This window comes from Rhodopila sp., from assembly GCF_965277825.1.
GTDB lineage: Bacteria > Pseudomonadota > Alphaproteobacteria > Acetobacterales > Acetobacteraceae > Rhodopila.
Genome location: NZ_OZ255846.1, coordinates 2,545,453 through 2,570,397, shown reverse-complemented (window position 1 = coordinate 2,570,397; position 24,945 = coordinate 2,545,453). Strand labels below are relative to the sequence as shown.

At 65.7% G+C, this 24,945-nt stretch carries 21 protein-coding genes; 15 read left to right on the top strand and 6 right to left on the bottom strand.

The annotated features are described in order from the left end of the window. Position 1 precedes the first annotated feature (1 nt). From lptG to rsmA, 4 genes are all read left to right on the top strand, one after another. Positions 2-1,114, top strand: a complete 1,113-nt coding sequence (gene lptG, locus ACQY4T_RS12745; RefSeq protein WP_428542507.1) for an LPS export ABC transporter permease LptG — start codon at positions 2-4, stop codon at positions 1,112-1,114. A 155-nt stretch (positions 1,115-1,269) separates the two neighbouring features. Continuing rightward, positions 1,270-3,435 (top strand): LPS-assembly protein LptD, encoded by a 2,166-nt coding sequence (locus ACQY4T_RS12740; protein ID WP_428542504.1) that lies wholly within the window; start codon positions 1,270-1,272, stop codon positions 3,433-3,435. Positions 3,436-3,451: 16 nt separating this feature from the next. Further along, complete coding sequence (locus ACQY4T_RS12735) at positions 3,452-4,831, top strand: peptidylprolyl isomerase (RefSeq protein ID WP_428542501.1); 1,380 nt, start codon at positions 3,452-3,454, stop codon at positions 4,829-4,831. 17 nt (positions 4,832-4,848) lie between these two features. Further along, the gene (gene rsmA, locus ACQY4T_RS12730) at positions 4,849-5,670 is read left to right on the top strand and encodes a 16S rRNA (adenine(1518)-N(6)/adenine(1519)-N(6))-dimethyltransferase RsmA (protein ID WP_428542498.1); all 822 of its coding nucleotides are present in this window, start codon (positions 4,849-4,851) and stop codon (positions 5,668-5,670) included. Between the two features lie 177 nt (positions 5,671-5,847). Here rsmA and ACQY4T_RS12725 read toward each other — a convergent pair whose 3' ends face one another. After that, positions 5,848-6,441, bottom strand: coding sequence for a DUF2442 domain-containing protein (locus tag ACQY4T_RS12725; protein WP_428542495.1), 594 nt, complete (start codon positions 6,439-6,441; stop codon positions 5,848-5,850). A 120-nt stretch (positions 6,442-6,561) separates the two neighbouring features. Next, positions 6,562-7,209, bottom strand: coding sequence for a cytochrome b/b6 domain-containing protein (locus ACQY4T_RS12720; protein WP_428542492.1), 648 nt, complete (start codon positions 7,207-7,209; stop codon positions 6,562-6,564). Positions 7,210-7,383: 174 nt separating this feature from the next. Between ACQY4T_RS12720 and ACQY4T_RS12715 the strand changes: the two genes are divergently transcribed. From ACQY4T_RS12715 to ACQY4T_RS12700, 4 genes are all read left to right on the top strand, one after another. Beyond that, entirely contained in the window at positions 7,384-8,220 is an 837-nt protein-coding gene (locus ACQY4T_RS12715) for a carbon-nitrogen hydrolase family protein (RefSeq protein ID WP_428542489.1), read from the top strand. A 5-nt stretch (positions 8,221-8,225) separates the two neighbouring features. Then, positions 8,226-9,029, top strand: coding sequence for an NAD kinase (locus ACQY4T_RS12710; protein ID WP_428542837.1), 804 nt, complete (start codon positions 8,226-8,228; stop codon positions 9,027-9,029). Positions 9,030-9,261: 232 nt separating this feature from the next. Then, positions 9,262-10,464 carry a M20 aminoacylase family protein gene (locus ACQY4T_RS12705; protein WP_428542486.1) on the top strand — a complete coding sequence of 401 codons (1,203 nt, stop codon included), beginning with the start codon at positions 9,262-9,264 and terminating at the stop codon, positions 10,462-10,464. Between the two features lie 440 nt (positions 10,465-10,904). Further along, complete coding sequence (locus ACQY4T_RS12700) at positions 10,905-12,089, top strand: serine hydrolase domain-containing protein (RefSeq protein ID WP_428542483.1); 1,185 nt, start codon at positions 10,905-10,907, stop codon at positions 12,087-12,089. 84 nt (positions 12,090-12,173) lie between these two features. Here the strand turns inward: ACQY4T_RS12700 and ACQY4T_RS12695 are convergent, their stop codons facing one another. Next, a complete protein-coding gene (locus ACQY4T_RS12695; RefSeq protein ID WP_428542480.1) occupies positions 12,174-13,268 on the bottom strand; it encodes a sensor histidine kinase in 1,095 nt (364 codons plus the stop codon). Between the two features lie 380 nt (positions 13,269-13,648). On the opposite strand from ACQY4T_RS12695, the gene ACQY4T_RS12690 reads away from it, so the two are divergent. Further along, complete coding sequence (locus ACQY4T_RS12690) at positions 13,649-14,161, top strand: OmpA family protein (RefSeq protein WP_428542477.1); 513 nt, start codon at positions 13,649-13,651, stop codon at positions 14,159-14,161. 69 nt (positions 14,162-14,230) lie between these two features. Here ACQY4T_RS12690 and ACQY4T_RS12685 read toward each other — a convergent pair whose 3' ends face one another. Further along, entirely contained in the window at positions 14,231-14,962 is a 732-nt protein-coding gene (locus ACQY4T_RS12685) for a dienelactone hydrolase family protein (protein WP_428542474.1), read from the bottom strand. 130 nt (positions 14,963-15,092) lie between these two features. Here ACQY4T_RS12685 and ACQY4T_RS12680 point away from each other — a divergent pair, with 130 nt between their 5' ends. After that, a complete protein-coding gene (locus ACQY4T_RS12680) occupies positions 15,093-16,298 on the top strand; it encodes a serine hydrolase domain-containing protein (RefSeq protein ID WP_428542471.1) in 1,206 nt (401 codons plus the stop codon). Between the two features lie 161 nt (positions 16,299-16,459). On the opposite strand, the gene ACQY4T_RS12675 is transcribed toward ACQY4T_RS12680, so the two are convergent. Then, complete coding sequence (locus tag ACQY4T_RS12675) at positions 16,460-17,200, bottom strand: SDR family NAD(P)-dependent oxidoreductase (protein WP_428542468.1); 741 nt, start codon at positions 17,198-17,200, stop codon at positions 16,460-16,462. Between the two features lie 323 nt (positions 17,201-17,523). Here ACQY4T_RS12675 and ACQY4T_RS12670 point away from each other — a divergent pair, with 323 nt between their 5' ends. From ACQY4T_RS12670 to ACQY4T_RS12650, 5 genes are all read left to right on the top strand, one after another. After that, on the top strand, positions 17,524-18,390 hold the full coding sequence (locus ACQY4T_RS12670) for a VOC family protein (RefSeq protein ID WP_428542465.1): 867 nt from the start codon (positions 17,524-17,526) through the stop codon (positions 18,388-18,390). A 108-nt stretch (positions 18,391-18,498) separates the two neighbouring features. After that, positions 18,499-19,614 carry a hypothetical protein gene (locus ACQY4T_RS12665; protein ID WP_428542462.1) on the top strand — a complete coding sequence of 372 codons (1,116 nt, stop codon included), beginning with the start codon at positions 18,499-18,501 and terminating at the stop codon, positions 19,612-19,614. 26 nt (positions 19,615-19,640) lie between these two features. Continuing rightward, positions 19,641-21,056 (top strand): hypothetical protein, encoded by a 1,416-nt coding sequence (locus ACQY4T_RS12660; RefSeq protein ID WP_428542459.1) that lies wholly within the window; start codon positions 19,641-19,643, stop codon positions 21,054-21,056. A 180-nt stretch (positions 21,057-21,236) separates the two neighbouring features. Beyond that, positions 21,237-22,346: an NAD(P)/FAD-dependent oxidoreductase gene (locus ACQY4T_RS12655; protein ID WP_428542456.1), complete on the top strand. Its 1,110-nt coding sequence runs from the start codon at positions 21,237-21,239 to the stop codon at positions 22,344-22,346. 108 nt (positions 22,347-22,454) lie between these two features. Continuing rightward, positions 22,455-22,892 (top strand): rhodanese-like domain-containing protein, encoded by a 438-nt coding sequence (locus ACQY4T_RS12650; RefSeq protein WP_428542453.1) that lies wholly within the window; start codon positions 22,455-22,457, stop codon positions 22,890-22,892. A gap of 530 nt (positions 22,893-23,422) precedes the next feature. Here the strand turns inward: ACQY4T_RS12650 and ACQY4T_RS12645 are convergent. Further along, complete coding sequence (locus ACQY4T_RS12645; RefSeq protein ID WP_428542450.1) at positions 23,423-24,877, bottom strand: glycosyltransferase family 39 protein; 1,455 nt, start codon at positions 24,875-24,877, stop codon at positions 23,423-23,425. Positions 24,878-24,945: the final 68 nt, after the last annotated feature.

Genomic DNA, 24,945 nt, shown 5'->3' with positions numbered 1-24,945 from the left:
GATGACCGCCGCGGTCACCCTCTCGCTCTATATCGTGCGTCAGTTCGCGCTGTCCGTGCTCGGCATGCTGCTGGCGCTGTCCGGCCTGGTGTCGATGTTCGATTTCATCGAACTGCTGCGCCGGTCCGCCAGCCACCCCGAAGTCAGCTTCGGCACGGTCAGCCAGATCGCCGCGCTGCGCCTGCCGTATGAGGCGATGCAGATCCTGCCGTTCGCCGTGCTGCTGGGCGGCATCCTGTGCTTCTGGCGCCTGACCCGCTCGTCCGAACTGATTGTCGCCCGCGCCGCCGGCGTCTCGGCGTGGGAGTTCCTGACCGCGCCGACCCTGTGCGCGGTGCTGTTCGGGGTGATCGCCACCGCCCTCGTCAGTCCGGTGTCATCGGTGATGCTGGCCAGGGCCGAGGCGATGGACAACACCTATCTGAGCACCGGGGGCGGTCCGCTGGCGCTGAATGGCGGTCAACTCTGGCTGCGCCAATCGGACCGCCAGAGCTCGCCGAAAGGCGTCGCCATCATCCATGCCCAACAGGTGGAACTGCATCACCGCCAGCTCACGGCGCAACGCGTCAGCGTGTTCCGCCTGGACGGGTCGGACAAGCTGCTCAGCCGCATCGAGGCGACCAATGCCACCTTGGGCCCAGGCAACTGGATGCTGGAAAACGCCCGCTCCATCCGCCCCGAACAGTTGCCGGAGCCGCCGCGGCTGATCAACCTGCCCACCGACCTGACAGTCAGCCGGGTGCAGGAGAGCTTCGCCTCGCCCGATACGCTGTCGTTCTGGGCGCTGCCCGGTTTCATCGCCCTGCTCGATCGGTCCGGCTTCTCATCGGTGCGTCATCAGTTGCATTTCCAGGCGCTGCTTGCGTTGCCGTTGCTGGCGGCAACGATGACCCTGGTTTCCGCCGGATTTTCCATGCGCCCGGCGCGGCGTGGCGGCGTGGCACAGATGATCGCCAGCGGCGTGGCGGCGGGATTCGCGCTATTCGTGGTGTCGAAGATCGCCGAACAGATCGGCCAGTCCGGCGCCCTGCCGGTGGTGCTGGCGGCCTGGGCGCCGGCCGCGTCGGGCCTTATGCTCGCCGTCGCCCTGCTGCTGCATACGGAGGACGGCTGAGAATGCATCGCGCGCGGCATTCCACACCACAAGGCGTTCTCTTCCGAACCCGGCGCAACCAAGCTGGGCGCTGCCAAGCCTGGCGCATCCCATTCCGCCTGGAAATTCCCGTCTGGCGCGCCCTCGCGTTGTGCGCCGTGCTGGGATTGCTCGGCTTGCAACCGGCCCACGCCCAGTTCGGCGCGCTCAACACCAATCCGTCCAGCCACCAGATAAACCGCAGCGAGCCGGTCACCTTCACCGCCGATCAGGTGGATTACGACAAGGACAAATCCCTGGTCACCGCGACCGGGCATGTTGAAGCATGGCAGAACGGCCACGTGTTGCGCGCCGACAAGATCACCTTCGACCGCAACACCGGCGTCGCCGCCGCCACCGGCCATGTCGTACTGCTGGAACCTGACGGCGAAGTGTTGTTCTCGGACTACGCCGAGATGCAGAACAACATGAACGACGGCATCCTGAAGGATATGCGCGCGCTGTTGCAGCAGAACGGCAAGTTGGCGGCGAATGGTGTGCAGCGCACCGGCGGCCAGATCAACGAGCTTTCAAAGGCCGTCTATACCACCTGCAACCTGTGCGCCAAGGATCCCACCCGCCCGCCGCTATGGCAGATCCGCGCCACGTCGATCGTGCAGGACCTGGAGCACAAGAAAATCGAGTACCACGACGCCACCTTGCAGATGTTCGGCATCCCGGTGGCGTACTTCCCGTATTTCTGGACCGCAGATCCGTCGGTGAAACGGGAATCCGGCATTCTGCCCCCGCTGCTGGGCACCTCGTCCAACATCGGCGCGTTTTACGGCCAGCCGTATTACCAGGTGATCGACGATCAGTCCGACGCGACCATCATCCCGATGATAACGACCGAGGCCGGCCCGCAGCTCGATATCGAGTATCGCCGCAAGTTCAACGATGGCTCGCTGCTGGTGAACGGATCGGGCGGCTACATCAACGGGTCGCCGCAAGGCTCGTTCGTGACCGACGGCCAGTTCGCCTATGATGACACCTGGCGCTGGGGCTTCAGTGTCAACCGGGCCTCCTCGGCCGATTATGTGCGTGACTTCCATCTGACCGAGGGGCTGACCGGCGATCAGAACGTGCTGATTAGCCAGTTCTACATCGAGGGGTTCGGTCAGGGCTCGTACGCCCGCCTGGATTCGAAATCCTACCAGGCGCTGAACGAAGCCATCAACAGCAGCGCGCTGCCGACCGTGCTGCCGCGCTACCAGTACAGCTTCGTCGGCACGCCGGATTCGCTCGGTGGCCGCTTCTCGCTGTCCACCGGCGCCTTCAACGTGATCCGCAGCAGCGGCACCAGCACCCGCCGCGGCGCGCTGACGATGGACTACGAGCGGCCGTTCACCGGTTCGCTGGGCGACCGTTGGAAGGTCACCCTGCACGCCGACGCCGCCGCCTACGATGCAACCGATTTCAACGGGACCCCGAACTTCGCCTCCGACCACAGTGTCGGCACCGCTCGCGCCCTGCCGCAGGCGGCGGTGGATTTTCGCTGGCCGTTCGCCCGCGATAGCGGCGCCTGGGGTACCCAGATCATCGAGCCGATTGCCCAGATGATCATCGCGCCACAGACCGGCGACAGCCAGATACGGCGCATCCCGAACGAGGACAGCCTGGATTTTGAATTCACCGACGCCAATCTGTTCGGCTTCAACCGCTTCCCGGGCATCGATCGGCTGGAGGGCGGGGTGCGCGCCAATGTCGGGCTGCACGGTGCCTGGTATCTGGGCGGAACCACCTTCGACGGCCTCGTCGGGCAATCCTACCGAACTGAAAAAGACAACCTGTTCCCCGAATCATCCGGTCTGCACGATCAGGTGTCCGACATCGTGGCCCGCGGTACCTTCTCGCCCACAAGGTGGCTCGACCTGACCTATCGCACCCGGCTCGACAAGGACTCGCTGGCAACCCATTTCGCCGATGCCGTCGGCACCGCCGGGGTGGACCGGCTGCGGGTTTCGGCAGGCTATATCTACACCACGTTCGATCCTTACACCTTTTACGACCAGCCGGCGCCGCCCCCCGCCGGCAACAATTACTACTTTCCGCGCAACGAGATTACGCTGGGGGCATCCTCCAAATGGGGTAACTACCGGGTCAGCGGCGACGTCCGCCGCGACCTGGCAACCAACCGCATGGTCTCGGTCGCCGGTGACGCGATCTACGAGGACGAATGCTTCATCTTTGATCTTCGGCTGTACCGCCGCTATACCAGCATCAATGGCGATAGCGGCAGTACCACAGTGCTGTTCCTGTTGACCTTCAAGACGATCGGCCAATTCGGCTATCGCGCCCTGTAGCATGGGAGTGCCTGACATGCCGACCCTTCGCCGCGGCCACATCCCCCTAAGCGTCCCGGGCGTACTCGCGCTGCTGACGCTGCTGATGGCTTGCTCGACCGCCACGCTGGCCGCGACGCCGGCGAAAGCGGTGAAACCGAACCCGCCCGCCACCGGCGCGACGAACGACCAGAAGATGGCGGACACCAGCCGCATCGCCGCCGTGGTCAATGGCGACGTCATCAGCGAGGCCGATATCTCCAATCGTGCCCGCCTGTTCGCGCTGTCCACCGGAATGGGCCTGTCGCCGGACGTGATCGACCGCCTGCGGCCGCAGATCCTGCGCCAACTGATCGACGAGCGGCTGCGCGTGCAGGAAGCCCAGCGCCGCAAGATCGTCATCCAGGACGCCCAGATCGCCGCCGCGATCAAGGACATCGAGACCCGCAACAACATGCAGCCCGGCGCGCTGCGGGCGAAACTGGCGTCCGACGGGGTCAGCGCGCGCACTCTGATCGACCAGATCCGCGCCCAGCTTGCCTGGTCGCAAATGCTGCGTCAGATCGTCTCGGAGCGGGTCGGCGTGTCGGAGGCCGACGTCGCCGAACAGCAGAAATTGGAGTCCCAGCAGGTCGGCCGGCCGGAATATCAACTGGCCGAGATCTTCATCCCGGTAGACGACCCGGCCAACGGCGCGGACGCGCAGCGTTTCGCCGAGACGGTGATCTCTGAACTGCATGCTGGCGCGGCGTTTTCCGTGGTGGCGGCGCAGTTCAGCCAGGCCGAGTCGGCGTTGGAGGGCGGTCAACTCGGCTGGGTGCAGACCAACCAGCTCGACCCCGCCGTCGCCCGCATCGTCACCCAGATGCCGGTCGGCGCGATCAGCAATCCGGTCCGCGTACCGGGCGGATTTTCCGTGGTCATGTTGCAGGCGAAACGGGAGATCGGCAACGAAATGGCGACCGTGGTGACCCTGCGCCAAGCATTCATGGCCTTTACCACACCGCTGACCGATCCGCAGAATCCGACCGAGCAGCAACGCCAGGCGCTGAACAAGGCCCGCTCCCTCGGTGCCACGGTAAAAGGCTGCGACCAGATGGACGCGGCGGCGAAGGCCAACAACTCACCCAACCATCCGGCCGATCCGGGTGACGTTCGGGTCGAGGGCGTCAATCCCCCGGCGTTCCGCAAGTTGCTGGAAACCATTCCGCTGGGCAAACCCACTGAACCGTTGATTTCACGCGATGGCATCGCGGTGATCACGGTCTGCACCCGCGACCAGAAAAACCTGGGCGCCATCACGGCTGAGGAAATCCAGCACCGCCTGATCGGGGAGCGGGTCGAGATGCTATCGCGTCAGACCATGCGCGACCTGCGCCGCAAGGCCACGATCGACCAGCGTGATCACGGGGTCTGAGCCGAGATTGACCGCTGTTGGCGGACCTGCCGCCGTTACGCGATGTTATTGCCCGCCACGGCCTGGCCGCGCGGCATTCACTGGGCCAGCATTTCCTGCTCGATGCCAACCTGACCGACCGCATCGTCCGCCATGCCGGTAATCTGGCGGGCCGCCATGTGATCGAGGTCGGACCCGGGCCCGGCGGCCTGACCCGATCATTGTTGGCGTCCGCCGCTGCCAGCGTCACTGCGATCGAGCTGGACCGGCGCGCGATCGGCGCGCTGGGCGAACTGGCGGCAGCCACCGGCCCCCGGTTGCGCGTGATCGAGGCTGATGCGATGGCGCTCGACACCGCATCCCTGGTCGCCTCGCCACGCCGGATGATCGCCAATCTGCCCTACAACATCGCCGCGCCGCTGCTGATCCGCTGGCTACGCCAGGCCGCCGCGTTCGAGCGGCTGACGCTGATGTTCCAGCAGGAGGTGGCGGACCGGATCTGCGCCGCCCCCGGTACCGCCGCCTACGGCCGGCTGTCGGTGCTGACGCAGTGGACCTGCGAGGCTCGCGTAGTCATGCGCCTGCCGCCCGAGGCTTTCACCCCACCGCCGAAAGTCTCCTCGGCGGTGGTTAGCCTGACGCCGCACACCATCCAGCCCGATGCGGGGCTAGTCGCCGCAATGGAGTCGCTGACCGCCGCCGCCTTCGGGCAGCGTCGCAAAATGCTGCGCGGATCGTTGCGCACGTTGGGCGGAGAGGCGCTGCTGGCACGGGCCGGCATTGCACCCGAGCGGCGCGCCGAGACCCTGTCGGTGGTCGAGTTCGATCGGCTGGTCGGGCTGACCGCCGCCACACATTGAGGGGAAATGGCTGTGTGGTGGTCGGTGTGGGGATCGCTCGTCGTAATGCTCGAAGCACCCGACTGGCGCGCACCCGACCAGGGCGGAGACTTCTCGCATGGACCTGGCACTGGGAGCGATGCGGCTTGACCGGAAGGACGGCTGTTCGACCAGCACGCCACTTCGGCGTCCGCGCGATCAGTCCTGTGCGGCCTTGCGCGGGCGCCCACCGCGAGCCCCGTTCACTCGCGCCGCGATTGCCTTCGCGACCGACGTCGCCTGCCCCGCACGGCGCGCCATATACGCCCTCGTCCCTAGTAGGCCGGCCAGCAGACCCGGCACGGACAGATCGGCATCAAGCGCCTCCCAATGCAGCCCATACCCGGATCCGATGATTTCCACACTGGCGAGTTGGTCCTCGGTCGCGTCTTCCAGCCCCTGCGCCAATCCAGGCGGAAAGCTGAAAGTACAACCGTTGGTCAGCTCGATGATGACCCGACTGCCCGAGGGGTCGTAGCGAGCGGAAGCGGCACGCGGTTCCGTCATGCGGGCGGAGTAACCAAGTTTCAGCAATGCGTCGATCTCGGCGTTAGCTAATTCGCCCGTGGATAGTCTCCCAGCGCGTCCGGAGTAGCGGCTTTTGTTCGACAACAAGCCGTATGGGGCGGGTCGAACCTCGGCCCGGGTCATCCCTTCAGCCCAGACCAACTCGGGTTTGCCGGCCAGTCCGGTCAGATTGATTTTTCGCCTGGCCGTTGCCGAAGACACGCACATGGACCGGCCGGTGATCATCTACGAAAATTACCACGCGAAGACCATGGCACGAAAAACTGCGACCATGGCCAGTGAGTAACCTGGCGTGATGGGTTTTCAAATCCATTGCCTTCGCGCCCCGCCAAGCGATACCGTGCCCTACAACCGCACCAGCCACGCTACCGCCCCCGCCGCCACCGCGAGCGCCACCACCGCCCAGATTGGGCGCACCAGCCGAGGCGCCGCCGCGTCCGCCGGCATCAGTTTCGTCCCGGTCAGCATCGGCCGCACCAGGTTCTGCCGCTTCAGCACCGCATACACCGCGATCGCCACCACGTGCAGCACGATCACCGCCTCGATCAGGTTGAAGTTCAGCGAGTGGATATGGCTCAGCCAGTCGCTCTGGTCCTTGCCGACCAAGTGCATCAATGGCCCCTCGGTGTTGGCGTCGTCATTAGCGAACAATCCGGTTCCCGCCTGCACCCCGATCAGCACCAGCATCAGCAGCACCATCCAGCCGCCGGCAGCGTTGTGGCCGATCTCGCGGTCGGCTTCCGGGCGGCGGATGCGCGCCAGATGCCGCAGCGCGGCCGCCGGACTGCGCAGAAATCGCGCGAACCTGGCCGTGTCGCTGCCGACGAAGCCCCACACGATGCGGAACAGCAACAGCGTCAGGATCGCGTAGCCGCTGCGCACATGCCACTCCATGTGGTTCCATTCCTGCGTGGCCCAGGAACAGAAGATCAGCACCACGATCGCCCAATGGAACAGCCGCACCGGCAAATCCCACACCTTGATCCGCCGCATCCGCCCGCCCCTCGCTGCCGCGACGCACCATAGCACCGTGCGACCCCTGTTGCCTCCAGCCGGTGGATAAGCTTTCCTGCGCCCTACAGCCGCCGAACTGGCGACTGCCACCGAGTTTGCAATGCCGTGCGCGGCGACTCCGCGAAACCGTGCCATCCGATCGGAGGCCGAACAATGCGCGTCAGCGTGATGCAGATGAACCCCGGCGCCGACAAAGCCGAAAACATCGCACAGGCAAGGCAACTGATCGAGGCCGCGGTCGAACAAGACCGTCCCGACATCGTCAGTCTGCCGGAGGTCTGGGACTCGCTCGGCGGCGACCGCGCCACCCGCGGCGCCAACGCCGAAGTACTGCCGCCGAAAGGGTCCAACCAGCCCGGCGGCGAAGCCTACGAGTTCCTGCGCGAAACCGCCCGCGCCGCCAAGGTCCATGTGCACGGCGGGTCGATCATCGAACAAGGACCGGAGAAACTGTTCAACACCACAGTGGTGTTCAACCCCGACGGCAGCGAGTTGGCGCGCTACCGTAAAATCCACCTGTTCGACATCACAGCCCCCGACGGCACCGGCTACCGCGAGAGCAACAGCTACGGCGCCGGCGATGAGGTCGTCACCTACCAGGCCGGCAGCGTCACCGTCGGCTGCGCCATCTGCTACGATGTGCGCTTCCCCGACCTGTTCTGGACGCTGCGCGAACAGGGCGCCGACCTGATCTTCCTGCCCAGCGCCTTCACCCTGGCCACCGGTAAGGACCATTGGGAAGCGCTGATCCGCGGCCGCGCCATCGAAACGCAATGCTGGTTCGCCGCTCCGGCCACCTGGGGCAAGCACCTCGAAGGCAAGGGCGAGCCGCGTTTCACCTTTGGCCACTCGATGGTGGTCAACCCCTGGGGCCACCTCGTCGCCCAGGTGTCGGACGGCATCGGCTGGACCACCGCGCGCATCGACCCCGACCTGACGTCCAGGGTGCGCCGCGACATGCCAGTGTTGCAGCACAGGAAGCGGGTTTGAGCGGGCTGGTTTCCGGCCCGCCAATCGGCGAGGATCGCGGCTTCCTCGCCGGCCAGATCGCCTTCGTCGCCGCCCCCACCGAGATCGCCACCGAGGCGCGCCAGAGCCTCATCGGGCGCTACGGCGAATGCAAGCTGTCGCAAGCCGCCGTCGTCGTGGCGCTGGGCGGCGATGGCTTCATGCTGGAAACCATCCACCAGGTGCTGGCGCTGGAGGTCCCGGTCTACGGCATGAACCGGGGTTCGGTCGGCTTCCTGATGAACGCCTATAACGAGGATGATCTGCCCGTTCGGCTGTCGCGCGCCCAGGCCGCCGAACTGCACCCGTTGCGGATGCGTGCGGTCACCACCTCGGGCACGATCGAGGAAGCGCTGGCATTCAACGAGGTCAGCCTGCTGCGCCAACTGCGCCAGGCCTCGAAGATCCGCATCCTGATCGACGGCCGGGTGCGGCTGGCGGAATTGTCCTGCGACGGCGTTCTGATCTCCACCCCCGCCGGATCGACCGCCTACAACCTGTCGGCGCATGGCCCGATCGTGCCGCTGTCGGCCAACTTGCTGCCGCTGACCCCGATCAGCGCGTTCCGCCCCCGGCGTTGGCGCGGCGCCCTGCTGCCAAGCAGTGCCGAGGTCCTGTTCGAGGCGCTGGAGACCGACAAGCGCCCGACCGCGGCGGTGGCCGATTTCACCGAGGTGCGCGACATCGTCTCGGTCGCTGTCAGCGAAGATCGCTCGGTCACGGTGACCGTGCTGTTCGACCCCGATCAGGGCCTGTCTGAACGCATCATCGCCGAGCAGTTCACGGTGTAACGGGGCGAATCTGGATCTGGCCGCTGGGAGGCACTGGCGTAATCGCTACTATTGGTATCAACCGGCCAAATCACGCTCGACTGACACCCTTTGCGCAGACTGCGAAAACATGTTCAGCTTGAACAAAACTTTCTGGGCCAGCGACCGATTCTTGTGGGTCGGCCGGAGCGCCGGGCGTTTCCGTTCAGCCTGGACCTGCGACAATGTTTGTCAACGTCAACGAAAGAGTCCCATGGCACCGCTCGACCTGATCGCCGACCTCAAGGCCTACGAACCGGAATTGATCGCGATCAGACGAGATATCCATCGCCATCCCGAAGTCGGGTTCGAGGAAACCCGCACCGCCGCGCTGGTCGCCGAACGGCTGCGCGCCTGGGGTCTGGATGTCACCGAGGGCATCGCTACAACCGGCGTGGTGGCGACATTGAAGGGTCGCCTGCCGGGGCAGCGCGCGATCGGCCTGCGTGCCGATCTCGACGCGTTGCACATCCAGGAAGTGCCGAACCGGGCGCACGGCTCGACCGTGCCCGGAAAGATGCACGCCTGTGGCCATGATGGCCACACCGCCATGCTGCTGGGCGCGGCCCGCTGGCTCGCCGAACATCCCGACAGCTTCGGGGGCACCGTCGCCTTCATCTTCCAGCCGGCCGAGGAAGGCCTCGGCGGCGGCCGAGAGATGGTCGCCCAAGGCATGTTCGACCGCTTCCCGGTCGATGCCGTCTACGGCATGCACAACATGCCGGGCATCCCGGCGGGCGAGTTCCGCACCCGCACCGGCGCCTTCCTCGCCGCGTCCGACACCTGGTCGGTGAGCTTCACCGGAACCGGTGGTCACGGCGGCGGCGGGGCGCATCTGTCGACCGACGCCACGTTGCCCATGGCGCAGTTCATCATGGCGCTGCAGACCATTGTCAGCCGCAACGTCGCCGCCGCCGATACCGCTGTCGTCAGCGTCGGTTCGGTCGCGGGCGGCGACCCCGGCTCGCCCAACATCATCCCATCCCGTGTCACCGTCATCGGCACAGCCAGGTCCTACAACCCGAAGGTCCGCGACCTTATGGAACAGCGCCTCGGCGAAATCGCCCGCGCCCAAGCCGCCGTGTTCGGCTGCTCAGCCGAGGTCACCTACGAACGTCGCTACCCGCCGCTGATCACCCAAGCCGAACCGACCGCGCACTCGATTGCCGCCGCCACCGCCCTGGTCGGCACCGACAAGGTGGATACCGACTGCGCGCCGTTCACCGGGTCGGAGGATTTCTCCTTTATGCTGCAGGCTCGCCCCGGCGGCTTCATCATGATCGGCAACGGCACCACCAAGGACGAATCGGTGCATCATGTCCACACCCCGAACTACGATTTCAACGACGAGATCCTGACCTTGGGTTCGGCGTACTGGATTCAACTGGTGCGGACGGAGCTGGGCGCCACCGCATAGATCGGCAATGCAGCGTCCTTCGTTTACCTAAGCCCATATCGTTGGGACCAGAAACGCTCCCACCCAGCAAAAAACACTTCTGTCCCGCCCCGCCGCCACCATTGCGCAGCGGCCGCAGGGATGGGGCCCCCGACGGGCGGACATTTCATTATTTGTCAAGTATAGATTTTTCATCGACTGCCTAACGTTTCTTGTACGCTCACCAACGTCTGAGTATACTAAGCAACCACCACGCCCACCTCACGCGAAGCGCCCGTCTTTCCGGCCATGGCAACGTCTGGGATCGATCGTGATCCGGGATGCGCGTCATGGTCCGGATTCCAGCCATCACCCCTCGCCACCAGGACGGCTGATCAAGCCGCCGACCTCAGATCGCCGGCTTGATCTCACCGCGCATCCGGCGATACTTGCACACCTAGCCCACCACGAGGACCGCTCGGATGATCGAACCGCTGCCAAGCGCCAAGCCCGAGGAAGTCGGCCTCAGCGAGGCCGCGCTGAACCGCCTGTCCGCGGCCCTGAACGACCGCGTCGCCAGCGGCCACATCCCAGGCGCCGTCGCGTTGGTCGCCCGCCACGGCAAGGTCGCCTACCATCAGAGCTTCGGCCGGCTCGACCCGGCCTCCGACGCGCCCATGGGCACCGATGCGATCTTCCGCATCTATTCCATGACCAAGGCGATCGTGTCGGTCGCGACAATGATGCTGTGGGAAGAGGGCCGCCTGCTGCTGAGTGACCCAATCAGCAAGTTCATCCCCGCCTTCGCCAATACAAGGGTCGGTGTCGTCTCCGGCGACAGCTACACACTGACCGCGGCGACAAGCCCGATCACCATCCAGGACCTGCTGCGCCACACCTCCGGCCTGACCTATGAATTCCGCGGTACCGGCCCGATCCACAAGGCCTACGGCGAGGCCCGCGTCGCCCGCCTGAAGCAGACCAACGCCGACCAGGTGGATGAACTCGCTGGCCTGCCGCTGCTGCACCAACCGGGCACCGTCTGGGAATACAGCCGCTCCACCGACGTACTCGGCCGCCTGATCGAGGTGATCTCCAGCCAGACCTTGGGCAACTTCCTCTCCGATCGGATCCTGGTCCCGCTGGGGATGTCCGACAGCGGCTTCTCGGTGCCCACCGCCGACCAGTCCCGCATCGCCGAACCGTTCGCCAAGGACCCCGACGACGGCATCGATGTCGCCCTGCTGGATATCCGCCGCCCGGCGATGTTCGAGTCCGGCGGCGGCGGCATGGTCGCGACAGCGATGGACTACGCCCGCTTCCTGGGCATGCTGCTGGGCAACGGCCGGTTGGGCGCGACCCGCCTGCTGGGACGCAAGACCGTGGAACTTATGACCTCCGACCACCTCGGCAGCATCACCGGAGCGGTCGATCTGCTGCCCCCCGGCCACGGCTTCGGTCTTGGCTTCGCGGTTCGCACCGCCGCCGGCATGGCACCGTTTCCCGGATCGATCGGCAACTATTACTGGGGCGGTGCGGCCGGCACCACGTTCTGGGTCGATCCGGTCGAACGGTTATACGCCGCGCTGATGATCCAGGCACCGGTGCAGCGGGAACATTATCGCCTGCTGTTCCGCGACATGGTTTACGCGGCGGTGACCGACTAGGCCGCTGAAAAAGCTCAACCGAGTTTGGGGAAATGCTTCGAAAGCCGCCAATGCCGGTTGACGCACTCACTGACCTTCGACGTCCTAACCAAATTTTTCTACTGGCGGCTGTGCCGGATTGAAGCGGTTGGAAGTCACATTCGAATTTGAGGGAAAAGCTCCCGGTGGCGCCGGCGGCGCTTCCGCCGGAAACAGCAGGCGACACTGCGTCCCACCGACCTCGCTTCCCGCGATCATCATCCTGCCGCCCAACTGGGCTGCGAGGCCATGCAAAAGGCCATGGCCATGGCCCTTCGAGTGCCCAGATACTTCATAGCCGACCCCATTGTCGCTGACCGTCAGCTCAAACAGGCCGTTGTCGTCGCCGACGCGCCGAAAGATCACCCGGATGATCCCCACCGCGGTCGCAGGGAATGCATGCTTCAGACTGTTGGTGACCAATTCGTTGACGATTAGGCCGATGTGTGCGGCGATCGCGGGCGCAAGAGGATGGTTTTCAGCGGAAACAACTACCCCGATATTCCGATCGCTTTCGATGATACCTCGGATGTCGCCGGCCAGATCGTCGAGGAAGCCTTGACTTTCGATAACCTTCTGAGCGCCACGCATCGCAAGCCTCTCGTTGAGCCGTGCCTGGATAAGCAAGTGGCTGGCTGCCCGGCCCAGCACATCCGAAGCTTCCGGATGATCGCGCGCCTGGACATTGAGCATCCCATGCAGTCGATGCATGTCGTTCCGCGTGCGATGGGTCATTTCATGCAGCAGCAACGTCTGCTGCCGAACGACGGCCTCGGCATGACACCGGGCATCCTTCTGTCTCTGATATTGTTTTCGCTGGAACCCGATCAGCGCCGCGGCGAACTTTGCCACCGCAAACCAGACCACAGCGGCTATGACCGGGGCGGCAACAAGATTTCCGGCCGACTGGATTTCCCGCCAAAGCAGCAGGGCGAAACCGACCGTGGCCGCCGAGAGGCCGATCGCCAGCCCATAGCATGCCGCCCCGATAAGCACCCCTGCAAACAGAAAAATTCGCGTATAGAGGACGGGTACGTTGGGGAGCAGCGCACATGCGGCTGCCCCGATCATCACGACAACAGCGAGAACACGAGCCCAGCGGGAGGCATGCAGCCGATCCGCCCCCCACAAGTCGTCGAATGTTCGATCAACAGCTCCCACGCTTACTCCGTTCAACCCGATACGTCGTATTAAGCCGTTCTAGCCGTCGGGGTTCTCGTCATCCTTTGTCCGGGGCAGGAGTGTTTACAAATGTAAACAATCCGCAGTTTCGTAATGTGCTGAAAAATTGACAACTTCTGGAAGAATGCTCCGGTGTTGTCACGCGGATTTGTAATCATAATGGGCCCAACAAGGGTTCCGTCAGCGCTTGCCACGATCCCTTTCTATTGCGTGTCCGTATCATGCTATAAAACAACACGCTGGGGTATTGCCGGCCAGGCCGGGCTAGCCGGATATCCGTTACAGCATTAGAACCGTGCCGCGAATCGGGGCCACCCGGCTACAACGCGGCGGCCACATCACCCGACCGGAGATGCCTCATGAAACACCGGACCCTTGCCTGCCTGCTCGGCGTCGCCTTGCTTGCCGCCTGTTCCTCATCCGATGAGTCCAAGACCGCTAACGGATCCGGCGGCGGCGGATTTGGCCCGGGCGGAGCAGGCGGCGCCGGCGCTGCGGGTGCCGGCCGAGCCACGCCGGGCAGCCAGGAAGACCTGACCCAGTCGGCCGGTGATCGCATCTTCTTCGACACCGACCGCAACACCCTCAGCCCGCAGGCGATCGCCACGCTGGACCGACAGGGCAGCTGGCTGCAGCAATATCCCCAGGTCAACGTTTGGGTCGCCGGCAACTGCGACGAGCGCGGCACCGAGGAGTACAACCTCGCCCTCGGCCAACGCCGAGCCGCCGCCGATGGCGATTATCTGGTGGCCCACGGTATCCAGCGCAGTCGCATTGAGACCATCAGCTACGGTAAATCGCGGCCGATCGATGCTGCCTCTACGCCCGAGGCCTGGGCGCAGAACCGCAACGCCATCACCTCGGTGCGCTGAGCATCCGCCGCCGGCCGACTGTTCCCGGCAACGCTGGCCGAAAACAGCCCCGACACCGCGTCCGAAGCGTCAGGTCAGTTTGCGCTTCCACAGGTCGAATATGTCGCTCCATGTCTGTTCCGCCGCTGCGGCGTGATATACCGCCCGTTCGGCGAAGCAGAAACCGTGATGCGTCCCATCGAACACCTTCACGCTGTTGGCGACATCGGTTTTCGCCAGCGCCGCGCGAAGCTCCGGGATCACCGACGCCGGAACCGATTGGTCGTGTTCAGCGAAAGCGTAATAAAGCTCGCCCGTCACCTGAGGCAGTAGCAGATGCGAGGAATCCGCCTTGTCGGTGACGATGTTGACCCCGTACAACGACGCCGCCGCCTTGATGCGATGCGGAAATCTGCCCGCAACGGTCGTGATATAACATCCGCTCATGCAATGACCGACGCAGCCCACCGGACCGGTACCGACCTTGTCGTTCGCGTCGAACCAACCCAGCATCGCCGCGGTATCATCGGTCACCAGGGCGTTGGTGATGCTGTTCATCGATGCCCGGATTACCCCCGACATCGCGTCGTCGCGGCGCGGAATGTCGAACCGGACCGTTCCCAATCTGTAATACATATCCGGCAGCAGGCAGAAGTAACCTTGCTTGGCGACCCGGCGCGTCATATTGCGCAGTTCCTCGCGGGTGCCAGGCGCATCCATGTAGAAGATGACCGCTGGAAACGGTCCTGCCCCATCTGGACAGGCAGCGAAAGCCGGCATCCGGCCGTGCTTTGTCGTTACTGTCACGTCTTGTTCGAGCATCCTGACGCTCCCCGAATTGTTGATCCCTGAACGGCAGTTTCACGCGCCTTCGGTCGGTTTGCAAGCCGCTGCCGGCGAATGTTAGGTTACCAGTGCCCGGAGACGAAACCGACGTGAAAGCGATGGACGCATGGCAACCGAACCTCCGATGCGCGGCGCGGCGCTAATCGACAGCGTGCTCGCCGCCGCGGTCGGCGGCGGGAAGATCGCCGGCCTGGTCGCCGCGGCCGCCGACAGTAAAGGCGTGATCTATCAGTCGGCGTTCGGCCGCCGGAACCTGTCGCTGCCGCAGCGGATGACCACCGATGCGGTCTTCCGTATCGCCTCGATGACCAAGGCGATCACCGCTACGGCGGCGATGCAGTTGACAGAGCAAGGCAAGCTCGCGCTCGACCAACCGGCCCGCGAAATCCTGCCGTTCCTTGCCGACACCAAGGTCCTGCTCGGATTCGACGCCAACGATATGCCGATCATGCGCGCCCCGCGCGGCGAAATCACCCTGCGCAACCTGCTGACCCACACCGCCGGCTTCGTCTACGACACCTGGAACCAGGAGATGAACCGCTACGCCAAAATCACCGGCCTGCCCCCCGCCCGCACCGGCAGGCTGGCTGCCTTGACTGCGCCGTTGAACTTCGATCCGGGTGAACGTTGGGAATACGGCATCAACATCGACATCGTCGGCCGCATGGTGGAGATCGCTTCCGGCCTCGATCTCGAAGCCTACATGCAGCGTCACATCTTCACCCCGCTCGCCGTCACCGACACCAGCTTCATACAACGACCGGAGTGGGACTTCCGCCTGACACGCATCCACGCCCGCCAGCCCGACGGTTCATTGCGGCCGACCCCTGCCCCGCCGCCCGCGACAGAGCGCGAATTCTATCCCGGCGGCGGCGGACTGTTCTCTACCGCTGCGGATTACCTGCGGTTCCTGCGCGCGCTGATGAACCACGGCGAACTCGATGGTGGCCGCATCCTGCAACCCGAGACCGTCGCCCTGATGGGCCAGAACCACATCGGCTCGCTCGAGGTCGGCCCGCTGCCGACGCAGGTGCCGGAATTGTCCAATCCGGTCGAGCTGTTCCCCGGCATGCCGAAGAAATGGGGCCTGAGTTTCTTGATCAACACCCAGCCGGGGCCGGCCGGGCGCAGCGCCGGCAGCCTCGCCTGGGCCGGGTTGAACAACACCTATTACTGGCTGGACCCGGTCCGCAAGATCGCCGGAGTGTTGCTGACCCAGACATTGCCGTTCGCCGACCCGACCGTGCTGCAGGCGCTCGATGGGTTCGAGAGCGCGGTCTACCGATCGCTGGATCAGTCATCGGCGGGATGATCGCTGCACCTCGGAGACCTGATTTGCGCGACTGACGCGACCGGCAGAATTCAAACCGCCAGATACGTCGCCCGCGTATCCTCGTCGGCCCCAAGCGCCGCCATCTTCCCGCTCCACACCTTCTCGATCGCCGCGGCACGGGCGGCGAATTGCGCTGCCGATCAGACCCGCTGGCCGCCATCGATATGGACCTCGGAGCCGGTGATGTACATCGCCTGGTTCGAGCACAGGAAGAACATCAGGTCGGCGACCTCGTTCGGCTTGCCCAGCCGTCGCATGGGGATTTCGCGCTGCACGAATTCATCGGTGCCGGGCGACAGGATGGCGGTGTCGATTTCGCCCGGCGACACGGCGTTCACCCGCACGCCATAGCGCCCAAGATCGTTGGCCATTTCCCTGGTCAGCGCCGCCAGCCCGGCCTTGGACGTGGCGTAGGCGGCACTGGCGAACGGATGCACGCGGGACCCAACGATTGAGGTCATGTTGACGATGCTGCCCTTCGACTCGATCAGATAGTCGCTGAGGCCCTGGGCCAGCAGGATCGCGGAGAAGAAATTGACGTTGAAGATGTGCAGCCAGTCCTTGTAGGCCATCTCCAGGCTGCTGATCTTGCGCCCGTCGGGATGCTTGGGCGAAATCGCCGCGTTGTTGATCAGCGCGTCCAGCCGTCCCCCGGCGATGCGCTTGATCTCGGGCAGCGCATCGCGCACCACATCGACGTCGGACAGGTCGAGCTGGATGTGGTTGCGCTCCCCGCCCGGCCAGGGGCAGCGCGGATCGAACGCCTGGCGCGACATCGTCAGCACCCGCCAGCCCTCGCTGCTGAAGCGCTTGACGGTCGCATGACCGATGCCGCGGCTGGCACCGGTCAGCAGCAGAACAGGTTGTTGGCCGGCGGACATGATCCGGATCCTTTGCGCTGCACTTGGCTAATAACCGGCGAACATAGGCCGCGGCGAGCGAAAATCCCAGAGGGGTAAGATTTGCCAGGGGTCTATCCGCGGGGGGCTTATCCGCGTGCGACGTTTCCCTACCAAGCTGGCGCGGCACTCATCACGCCGGCTTGACGCCGGCCCCACCGAAGCGGAAGACGGCCGTGACGCGCAGGGGCGCATCCGCATTATCCTTGCCCGCTCTGTCAATCCTGTCCAACAGTGCCTGGCCGGTCGCACGACGATCGGCGGCCAAATGATCGGGATCTTCGTATATGCCTTGTGATTTCCCCGTGCCCACGCTCGACCATGTCGTCGTCAACGCCCGCGACCGCCTCGACGATGTCGCCGATACCTACCGCCGTCTGGGGTTCACCCTCACGCCGCGCGGCTACCATACCCTGGGCTCGATGAACCACCTGGCCATGTTCGGCACCGATTATCTCGAACTGCTCGGTGCCCCCTCAGGCGACGACAGCCGCCCGGAGCTGATGGCCGCCCCGTTCGGGCTAAATGGGCTGGTGTTCGGCACCGAAAACGCCGACGCGACGCACCAGGCCATGCTGCGCAACGCGGTGCCGATCGACCCGCCGAAGCAATTCTCCCGTCCGGTGCCGATCGAAGTGATGACCGCCGACGACGCCACGATTTGCTGCGCCGAGAGCGAGCAACGCGACGCGGTGTTCCGCACCACGCAACTGCGGCGCGACGCCACGCCGGCCGGACGGTTCTATTTCTGTCAACATCTGACGCGTGACCTGGTTTGGCGCGACGCCTGGCGCCAGCACTCCAATGCCGCGGTCGGGGTTGCCCGCGCGGTCATCGCGGCCGAGGACCCGGCGAGGCTGGGCAGCCTGTTCGCCCGCATGTTCGGCGCCCGCGCGGTGCGCCAGACCGACGACGGTTGCTCGTTGATACTGGGCCTGGCGCGGTTCGACGTGGTCACGCCGTCGGCGCTTTGGGAAATGCTCGGTGGCGCGGCGCCGGACAGCCGTGGCCGGCGTGACTACATGGCGGCGCTGACCATCCGCACCCTGTCGCTGGATGCGGTGCAGACCGCGCTCGACGCCGGCGGTATCCGCGGCTGGGACCGTATCGGTACCAGCGTGCTGGTTCCGGCGCGCGAGGCCTTCGGGGTAACCATCGAATTCAGCGTCTGAGGCGATGCCCGCTACGCCACCCCCCGGTATGCCTGCAAGCACGCGGCGCGGCCATCGGCATCCTCGCGGGTAAGGATTGATTAAGCTGTTGGTGGCTACCCTGCGACGGTGAAAGATCAGGCCCTACCGCCCGACGAAACCGAGCACCCGCTGACGTTCAGCAGCCGCGGCGTCAGCGTGAACTTTACGACGCCGATGCTGGCCGGGGCGCGAGTTCGCCAATCGATCGATCGGGAGCTCGAAATCGTGCTGCCCAACCCGTCGGGCGCGCGCGGCGTCTATGTGCTGACCTGGCCCGCGGTGCGTGCCCGGTGCCACGCCACGCTGCACGATACCATGTTGTTCAAGCGCTTCCGCCACCTGGCGACGGTCGACCCGGCCTCGATCCGTGACGCGACGCTGCGTGTCGCCCGGGAAGGCTTCGCCGGACGCCGCGCCGCCGAGGCTGCCGAGGCCGCGCTGGCGCAGGACAGGTCACAGCGGCTGCTGGCGCGGCTGCGGCTGATGACGGCCCTGGTCGAGCCGGAGAATCCCGATGGTCCGGGCTGCCGACAACCAGCGCAGCGGACGCTGGAGATCGAGCACAAGGCAAACCTGGTGCTGCGGCACCTCGCCGACGCGATGGGCCGGCCGGCAGCCGAGTTGTCGGACGTGCTGGCGGCGCTGGGCGACCTGTTCGCCCCGATCGGTATCACGGCCGTCGATCGCGATGCCAGGCTGCCGCGGCTGCTGACGCGGCTGCAGCAAACCGCGGACGACCCATCCGACTGGCTGCGATCCGATCCCGACCCGGATATCAGCGGGTTGGGCGAAACCATCAGAACCGCCATGCTCCAGGCCGTGCAAAGCGGGATTGCGGTGCTGCGGGCCACCCAAATGGCATTGACCGATCCCACCCGGCTGCTCAGGCGCCAGATCAGCGACCCGGACAGCGTCGTAGCTGCCTCGGCACGCTGCGATTGGCTGTTGGACGGCTGGGAACGGATCAGCCTGCTGTGGCTCGCGGCCAACACCGCCGCCTCGCGCCGCGCCGCCTTGCTGGAGGCAGCGCCGCTGCTGCCGGTGCTGCCGCGTGAGGTGCTGCAATGGGTCGGAGCGGCAATCCCCGCGGAGGCGATGACGCAACTGTGCCGAGTGACCAGCCAGCGCGACGCCTGGCGCACCGGCAGCGCCGCGTTCCGCCTGATCGAGCGCAACGAAAAGCTGCTGGCAATGAGCATTTGAACAGAGTGAGGAGCAGGCCCAACCCGATGGACGACCCATCCCCCGACGCGTTGACCCCAGACGCATTGCTCGACGCGATGACGTCAGACGCATCCCCCGATGCGATGAAGTCAGACGCATCCCTCGACGCGATGACGCCTGACGCATCCCTCGACGCGATGACGCCAGATGCATCCCTCGATGCGATGAAGTCAGGCGCATCCCCCGATGCGATGAAGTCAGGCGCATCCCTCGATGCGATGAAACGCGCGCTGGTTGGTGCCTCGGACCCGCAGATACTCAAGATCGTGGCGGCGGTGGACGCGATGATCCAGCGCGGACCGGCGGACTTCCTGATCGTGCCGCTGCGCCCGCGCCTGGCGGTGCTGCGGCCGCCGCGGCCGCTGCGCTTTGCCCGGCTGCTGTTTTACCCGCTCGACCTGCTGATGGTTCGCGCGGCACGCTGGCGACCCGGTCAGCCGTTGATACCGCGCAGCGTGATCAAGCCGATGGCCGACCATGTCCGCCGCGCGATGGGCCCTGCGGTAGCCACGTTCGGCAGCGAAATCGCTGGCCACAGCACGGCCGATATCGACGTCATCGCCCATTCCGGGCAGACCTTGTGGCCGCTTGCCGCCGCTACGCTGACCGAAGCCGCGGTGCCGGAAGGCTGGGGCGAGACCGGCCTCGGCGCCGACAGCTATCGCCCGCTGGCCGACGCCGTCGCTGCGCTGCTGGCCGAAGCCGTCACGCTCGATAGACTTCGTTTGGACGCCGCGTTCGGCCTGGTGCCGGCACAACCGGACGCGATCGCCGCGATGCTCGAGCGGGTGGACAAGGCGAACCGGGCGGCTCTGCCGATGCTGGTCGCCATGCTGCTGGACCAGTTGCCCGAAGCGGCCGACCTGCTGACAACTCGGCACTGCGGCCTGCCGGACAGCGTCATCCGCACCGCGACCGACGAAGCGGCCGACCTGCTGCTGCGCCGGCTCGAACCCCAGGGTGGGATCGAAACCCGCATCGCCGCCGGAACCCTGGCCGATGCCGGAGCGGCGGCGGCGCGGATCGCTAGCCTGCTGAAACACCTCGGACTGATCGACGCCAACATCCCGCGCCGCGACCGGCTGCGGACCGCCAGGCGGCATCTTGCCGCGGCCTGCGAAGCCCGCTTCGCCGCTGGCCTGCAGCACGAGTTGTTGGCGCCGCTGAGCCGGATCGGCGTCGCCTCGGCCGCGACGGACATGGACCCCCTGGAAGCCGCGGCGCGCGGATTGCGGATGCTGGAAACCGAGGCGCGCGCGGCCGGCAACGCCGCGACTTACGATCTGCTGCTCAGCAAGGCAACCGAGGCCATCACCGCCGACACCATGCGCGGCCGCCTGGCGCCGACCGAGCAGCTTCGCCTGGTCGAAATCCTCGCCGGATCCGATGCCGCCCTGGCGATCGTCGAACAGGCCGGCTAACCCAGCGCGTGCCGTGATAGGCCCGCGCTGGCGCATGGTCGGTCCACCGATCAAGCCCGACTTAAGGCGACTGATCGATCCAGGGCTCGCTGCCGACGCCGATCCGGTGTGTATGGACTCCACGTCGCCGCCAGCCTAACCCGTGGCCGATCGTAGCGTGGATGGCCGAAGGAGACCGGCGTGGAGCAAGTCGATTGCGTCGTGGTGGGCGCCGGGGTGGTCGGCCTCGCGGTGGCGCGCGCGCTCGCTATGGCCGGGCGTGAGGTCATCATCCTGGACGCTGCCGAGGCCATCGGTACCGAAACCTCGTCGCGCAACAGCGAGGTGATCCACGCTGGCATCTACTACCCGGCCAACAGCCTGATGGCCAGGTTCTGCGTCACTGGGCGGCGGCGGCTGTATGCGTTCTGCGCCGCGAAGGGCGTGCCGCACTTAAACTGCGGCAAGCTGATCGTTGCGACCAACCCACAGGAAGACGCACTGCTGGCCGGCATCAAGCAGCGTGCCGAGGCCAACGGCGTCGAGGGCATGCGGGTGCTTACCGCAGCCGAGGCGGTGGCGCTGGAACCCAACCTCAGGTGCACCAGTGCGCTGCTGTCGCCCGCCACCGGCATCGTCGACAGCCACGCGTTCATGCTCGCGCTGCAGGGCGACGCCGAGCACGCCGGCGCGGTTCCGGTATTTTTCAGCCCCGTCCTGGGCGGCCGGGTGGCGGGGCGCGGGCTCGAGATCGATATCGGCGGCGCCGACCCAATGACGCTGTCCTGCCGGCTGTTGGTAAACTCGGCCGGCCTGCACGCACCGGCGTTGGCCACCCGCTTGCGCGGCATGCCCGCCGAACGGGTGCCGACGGCCTATTATGCCAAGGGAAACTACTTCACGCTGTCGGGGCGCTCACCGTTCTCCAGGCTGATATACCCGGTGCCGGTGCCCGGTGGCCTCGGGGTCCACCTGACGGTGGATCTGGGCGGCCAGGCGCGGTTCGGCCCGGACGTCGAGTGGATCGATACGATCGATTACACCGTCGATCCATCGCGCTCGGACAGTTTCTACGCGGCGGTGCGCAAATACTGGCCGGGGCTGCAGGATGGCGGCTTGCAGCCGGGTTACTCCGGAATTCGGCCGAAGATCGTGCCGCAGGGGGTGACGGGACAGGATTTTGTGGTGCAGGGGCCGCAAACCCACGGCGTCGCCGGGCTGATCAACCTGTTCGGCATCGAAAGCCCGGGCCTGACCGCGTCACTGGCGATCGCAGATCACGTGCTGCAAGTTTCGCGCACCGAGTCGTAGTCTCGTTCGCCGGACATCGTGCGCCTGACTGATTTGTTGCCTCATGGGCTTGAGCCTTAAAGCCGGTTAACTCAGGATCGGGATGTTCATCGGGGATGGAGGTCGATCATGGCGAACGCGATGTCTGCGGTTCTTGAATTTGGCCCGCCTGAGCCGGGTGAAATCGCTACGATGATGGGCGAAAAGCTTCGATTCCAGACCGACTCATGGGATTTGTCCGTTGATCTCAAAGCCGCCGTTGCCGACATCGTCGTGATGGACGCGCGCCCCCGCGCGGCATACATCGCGGGCCATATTCCCGGTGCGGTCAACTTTCCGCATCGCGAGATGAACGCGGAAACCACCTCAAGCCTCAACCGCAGCAAAGTCTATGTCGTGTATTGCGACGGGATCGGCTGCAATGCATCGACCAAGGGTGCATACAAGCTCGCGCGCCTGGGATTTCGCGCCAAGGAACTGCTCGGCGGCCTCGACTGGTGGCGTCGCGACGGGCATCCTGTGGCCGCTTCGCATGAACCGGGCAGTTTGCTTGCCGCCGCCGAATAGCAAGCAGCGACAGCGCGGGGCGGCAAACATTCACCGCGGGTTGCTGCACCTCAACCTTTGTGACTGATTGACTGCTTCTATCGGGTATCCGTCGGGATCAATCACAAACGCAGCATAGTAGGTTGACCCGTAGTGTAGTCGTAGGCCAGGGGCGCCGTTGTCGCTTCCGCCGGCCCGCAAGGCCGCTGAATGGAATCCATCGACCGCCGCTCGCGTTGGAGCGTTGAAAGCGAGGTGAAAGCCTCGGCTTGGCGGTGTCACTGCAACCGGCTGCTGCTTCAAGGCCAGGATGTCGCCGTAGCCTGCCGAGCCATAACCGGCAGCATCCGTCTTTGTCCACACACGGGTCAGGCCGAGCGGGGCGAGCGCGGCATCCTAAAACCCGATGGCGCGATCCAAGTTCGAAACCCCGAACGAGAGGTGGCCGAGCATCTGTTATGGTTGTCGGAAAATATGGCCATCGTCCATTGGACTGATCGGCCGGGCGTCCAGTTCGCGAGCCTGCCCACGAACCGAACCATACGCCGACGCTACCTGCCCACGACGATGCCACCAGACTGCCGGGGCGGCAGCACAACCGTGTAACCGCCGCCCTTCACCGCGGCGACCCGATAGACCGTGAAACCGCGACCCGGAGCGCCCGGCCGGGCCGCCGTCCCGATCCGCTCGACGTCCGTCCAGACCGCCGCATCCGGCACCCGGCCCGCATCGTCGACCAGCAGGCCGGTCTGTCCGGCGATTGGTGCCTGGGACAGCGTCGTCGATCGCCAGCGTTCACCCGTCGCAACGACCGGAAGCGCCGGCGGCATCCACCACGCCAGTTCGCTTGCAACAGCATAATTGTCGGCCGCCACGTAGCTGGCATTTGCGGCCTCGCCCAGCGTCGCCACTTGTCGTGCCACCGCATCCCATCCGTCCAGCCGTATCGCGATCGGGTCGATCCGCGGCGGCAGCGGCAGCAACCCGGTGGTGGCCTGCAAATAGGCCAATGCGGTGATCGCGAACCCGACGGCGCTCGCCCCGACCCACCAACGCCGGGTCAGCGCCAGGCCGCCGGCGCCGACCGCCAACGCCGGATAGATGATCGCCGGCCAATTGCCCTGCACCCGGTCGCCGAACGCATGCTGCACGAACACCAGCACCGGCGGCACCGACAACGCCGCCAGCAGCGACCACCCCACATCGCGCCCCGCCCAGGATCGCCGCACCGCGACCACCAGGGCGATCATGCACAGCGCCCAGACCAACGGAGTGGCCAGCCCGATCTGACCGCCGACCAGTTCCGCCAGGAAGTCCGCGGCGCGCGCCGGACGCCAATCCTCCACCCGGCCGCCTTGCCGGGCAAAGCTGGCCCAGCCATGCGCCGCATTCCACGCCAAGACCGGCGCGAACAGCACCAGCCCGATCAGGCAAGCCGCCCAGGGCTGCCAACGCCAAAGCCAAAGCCGCACGGCGGGAACCAGCAGCACCCACAGCCCGACGCCGATCCACAGCAACAGCGCGGTGTATTTGCTGTCCAGCGCCAGACCGCCGAACAGCCCCGCCGCCAGCCACCACACCCCGGTGCCCCCGGCCGCCAGCCGAGCCAGCGCCCATAGCGCCGCGGTCCAGAAGAACAGCAGCGGCGAGTCCGGCGTCATGATAACGGTGCCGACGCCCAGCAACAGCGTCGCGTTCAACAGCATGACTGCCGCGATGCCGCCCCTGGTGTTCGGGAACAGCACTTGGGCGGCGTCGAACAGCATCCACGACGCCAGCGCCGCCGCCAGCGGGCCCAGCAGGCGAACGCCCAGCGCATTCTGCCCGGCCAGCATCGTGCCGGCCTTGATCCATAGCGCCACCATCGGCGGATGGTCGACATAACCACCGGCCAGGGCATGCGACCAGACCCAGTAATACGCCTCGTCCGGTGCCAGCGGCGCCACCGCCGCGACAATTAGCCGAAGCAGGGTCAGCACCGCCACGACGGCGACGAGACGCCTCACCGGCGACGCCGGACCGCCCCCGAACCCGGAGCTGATCGCCGCGGGAGGTCGGCGGATCGATAGCGGCT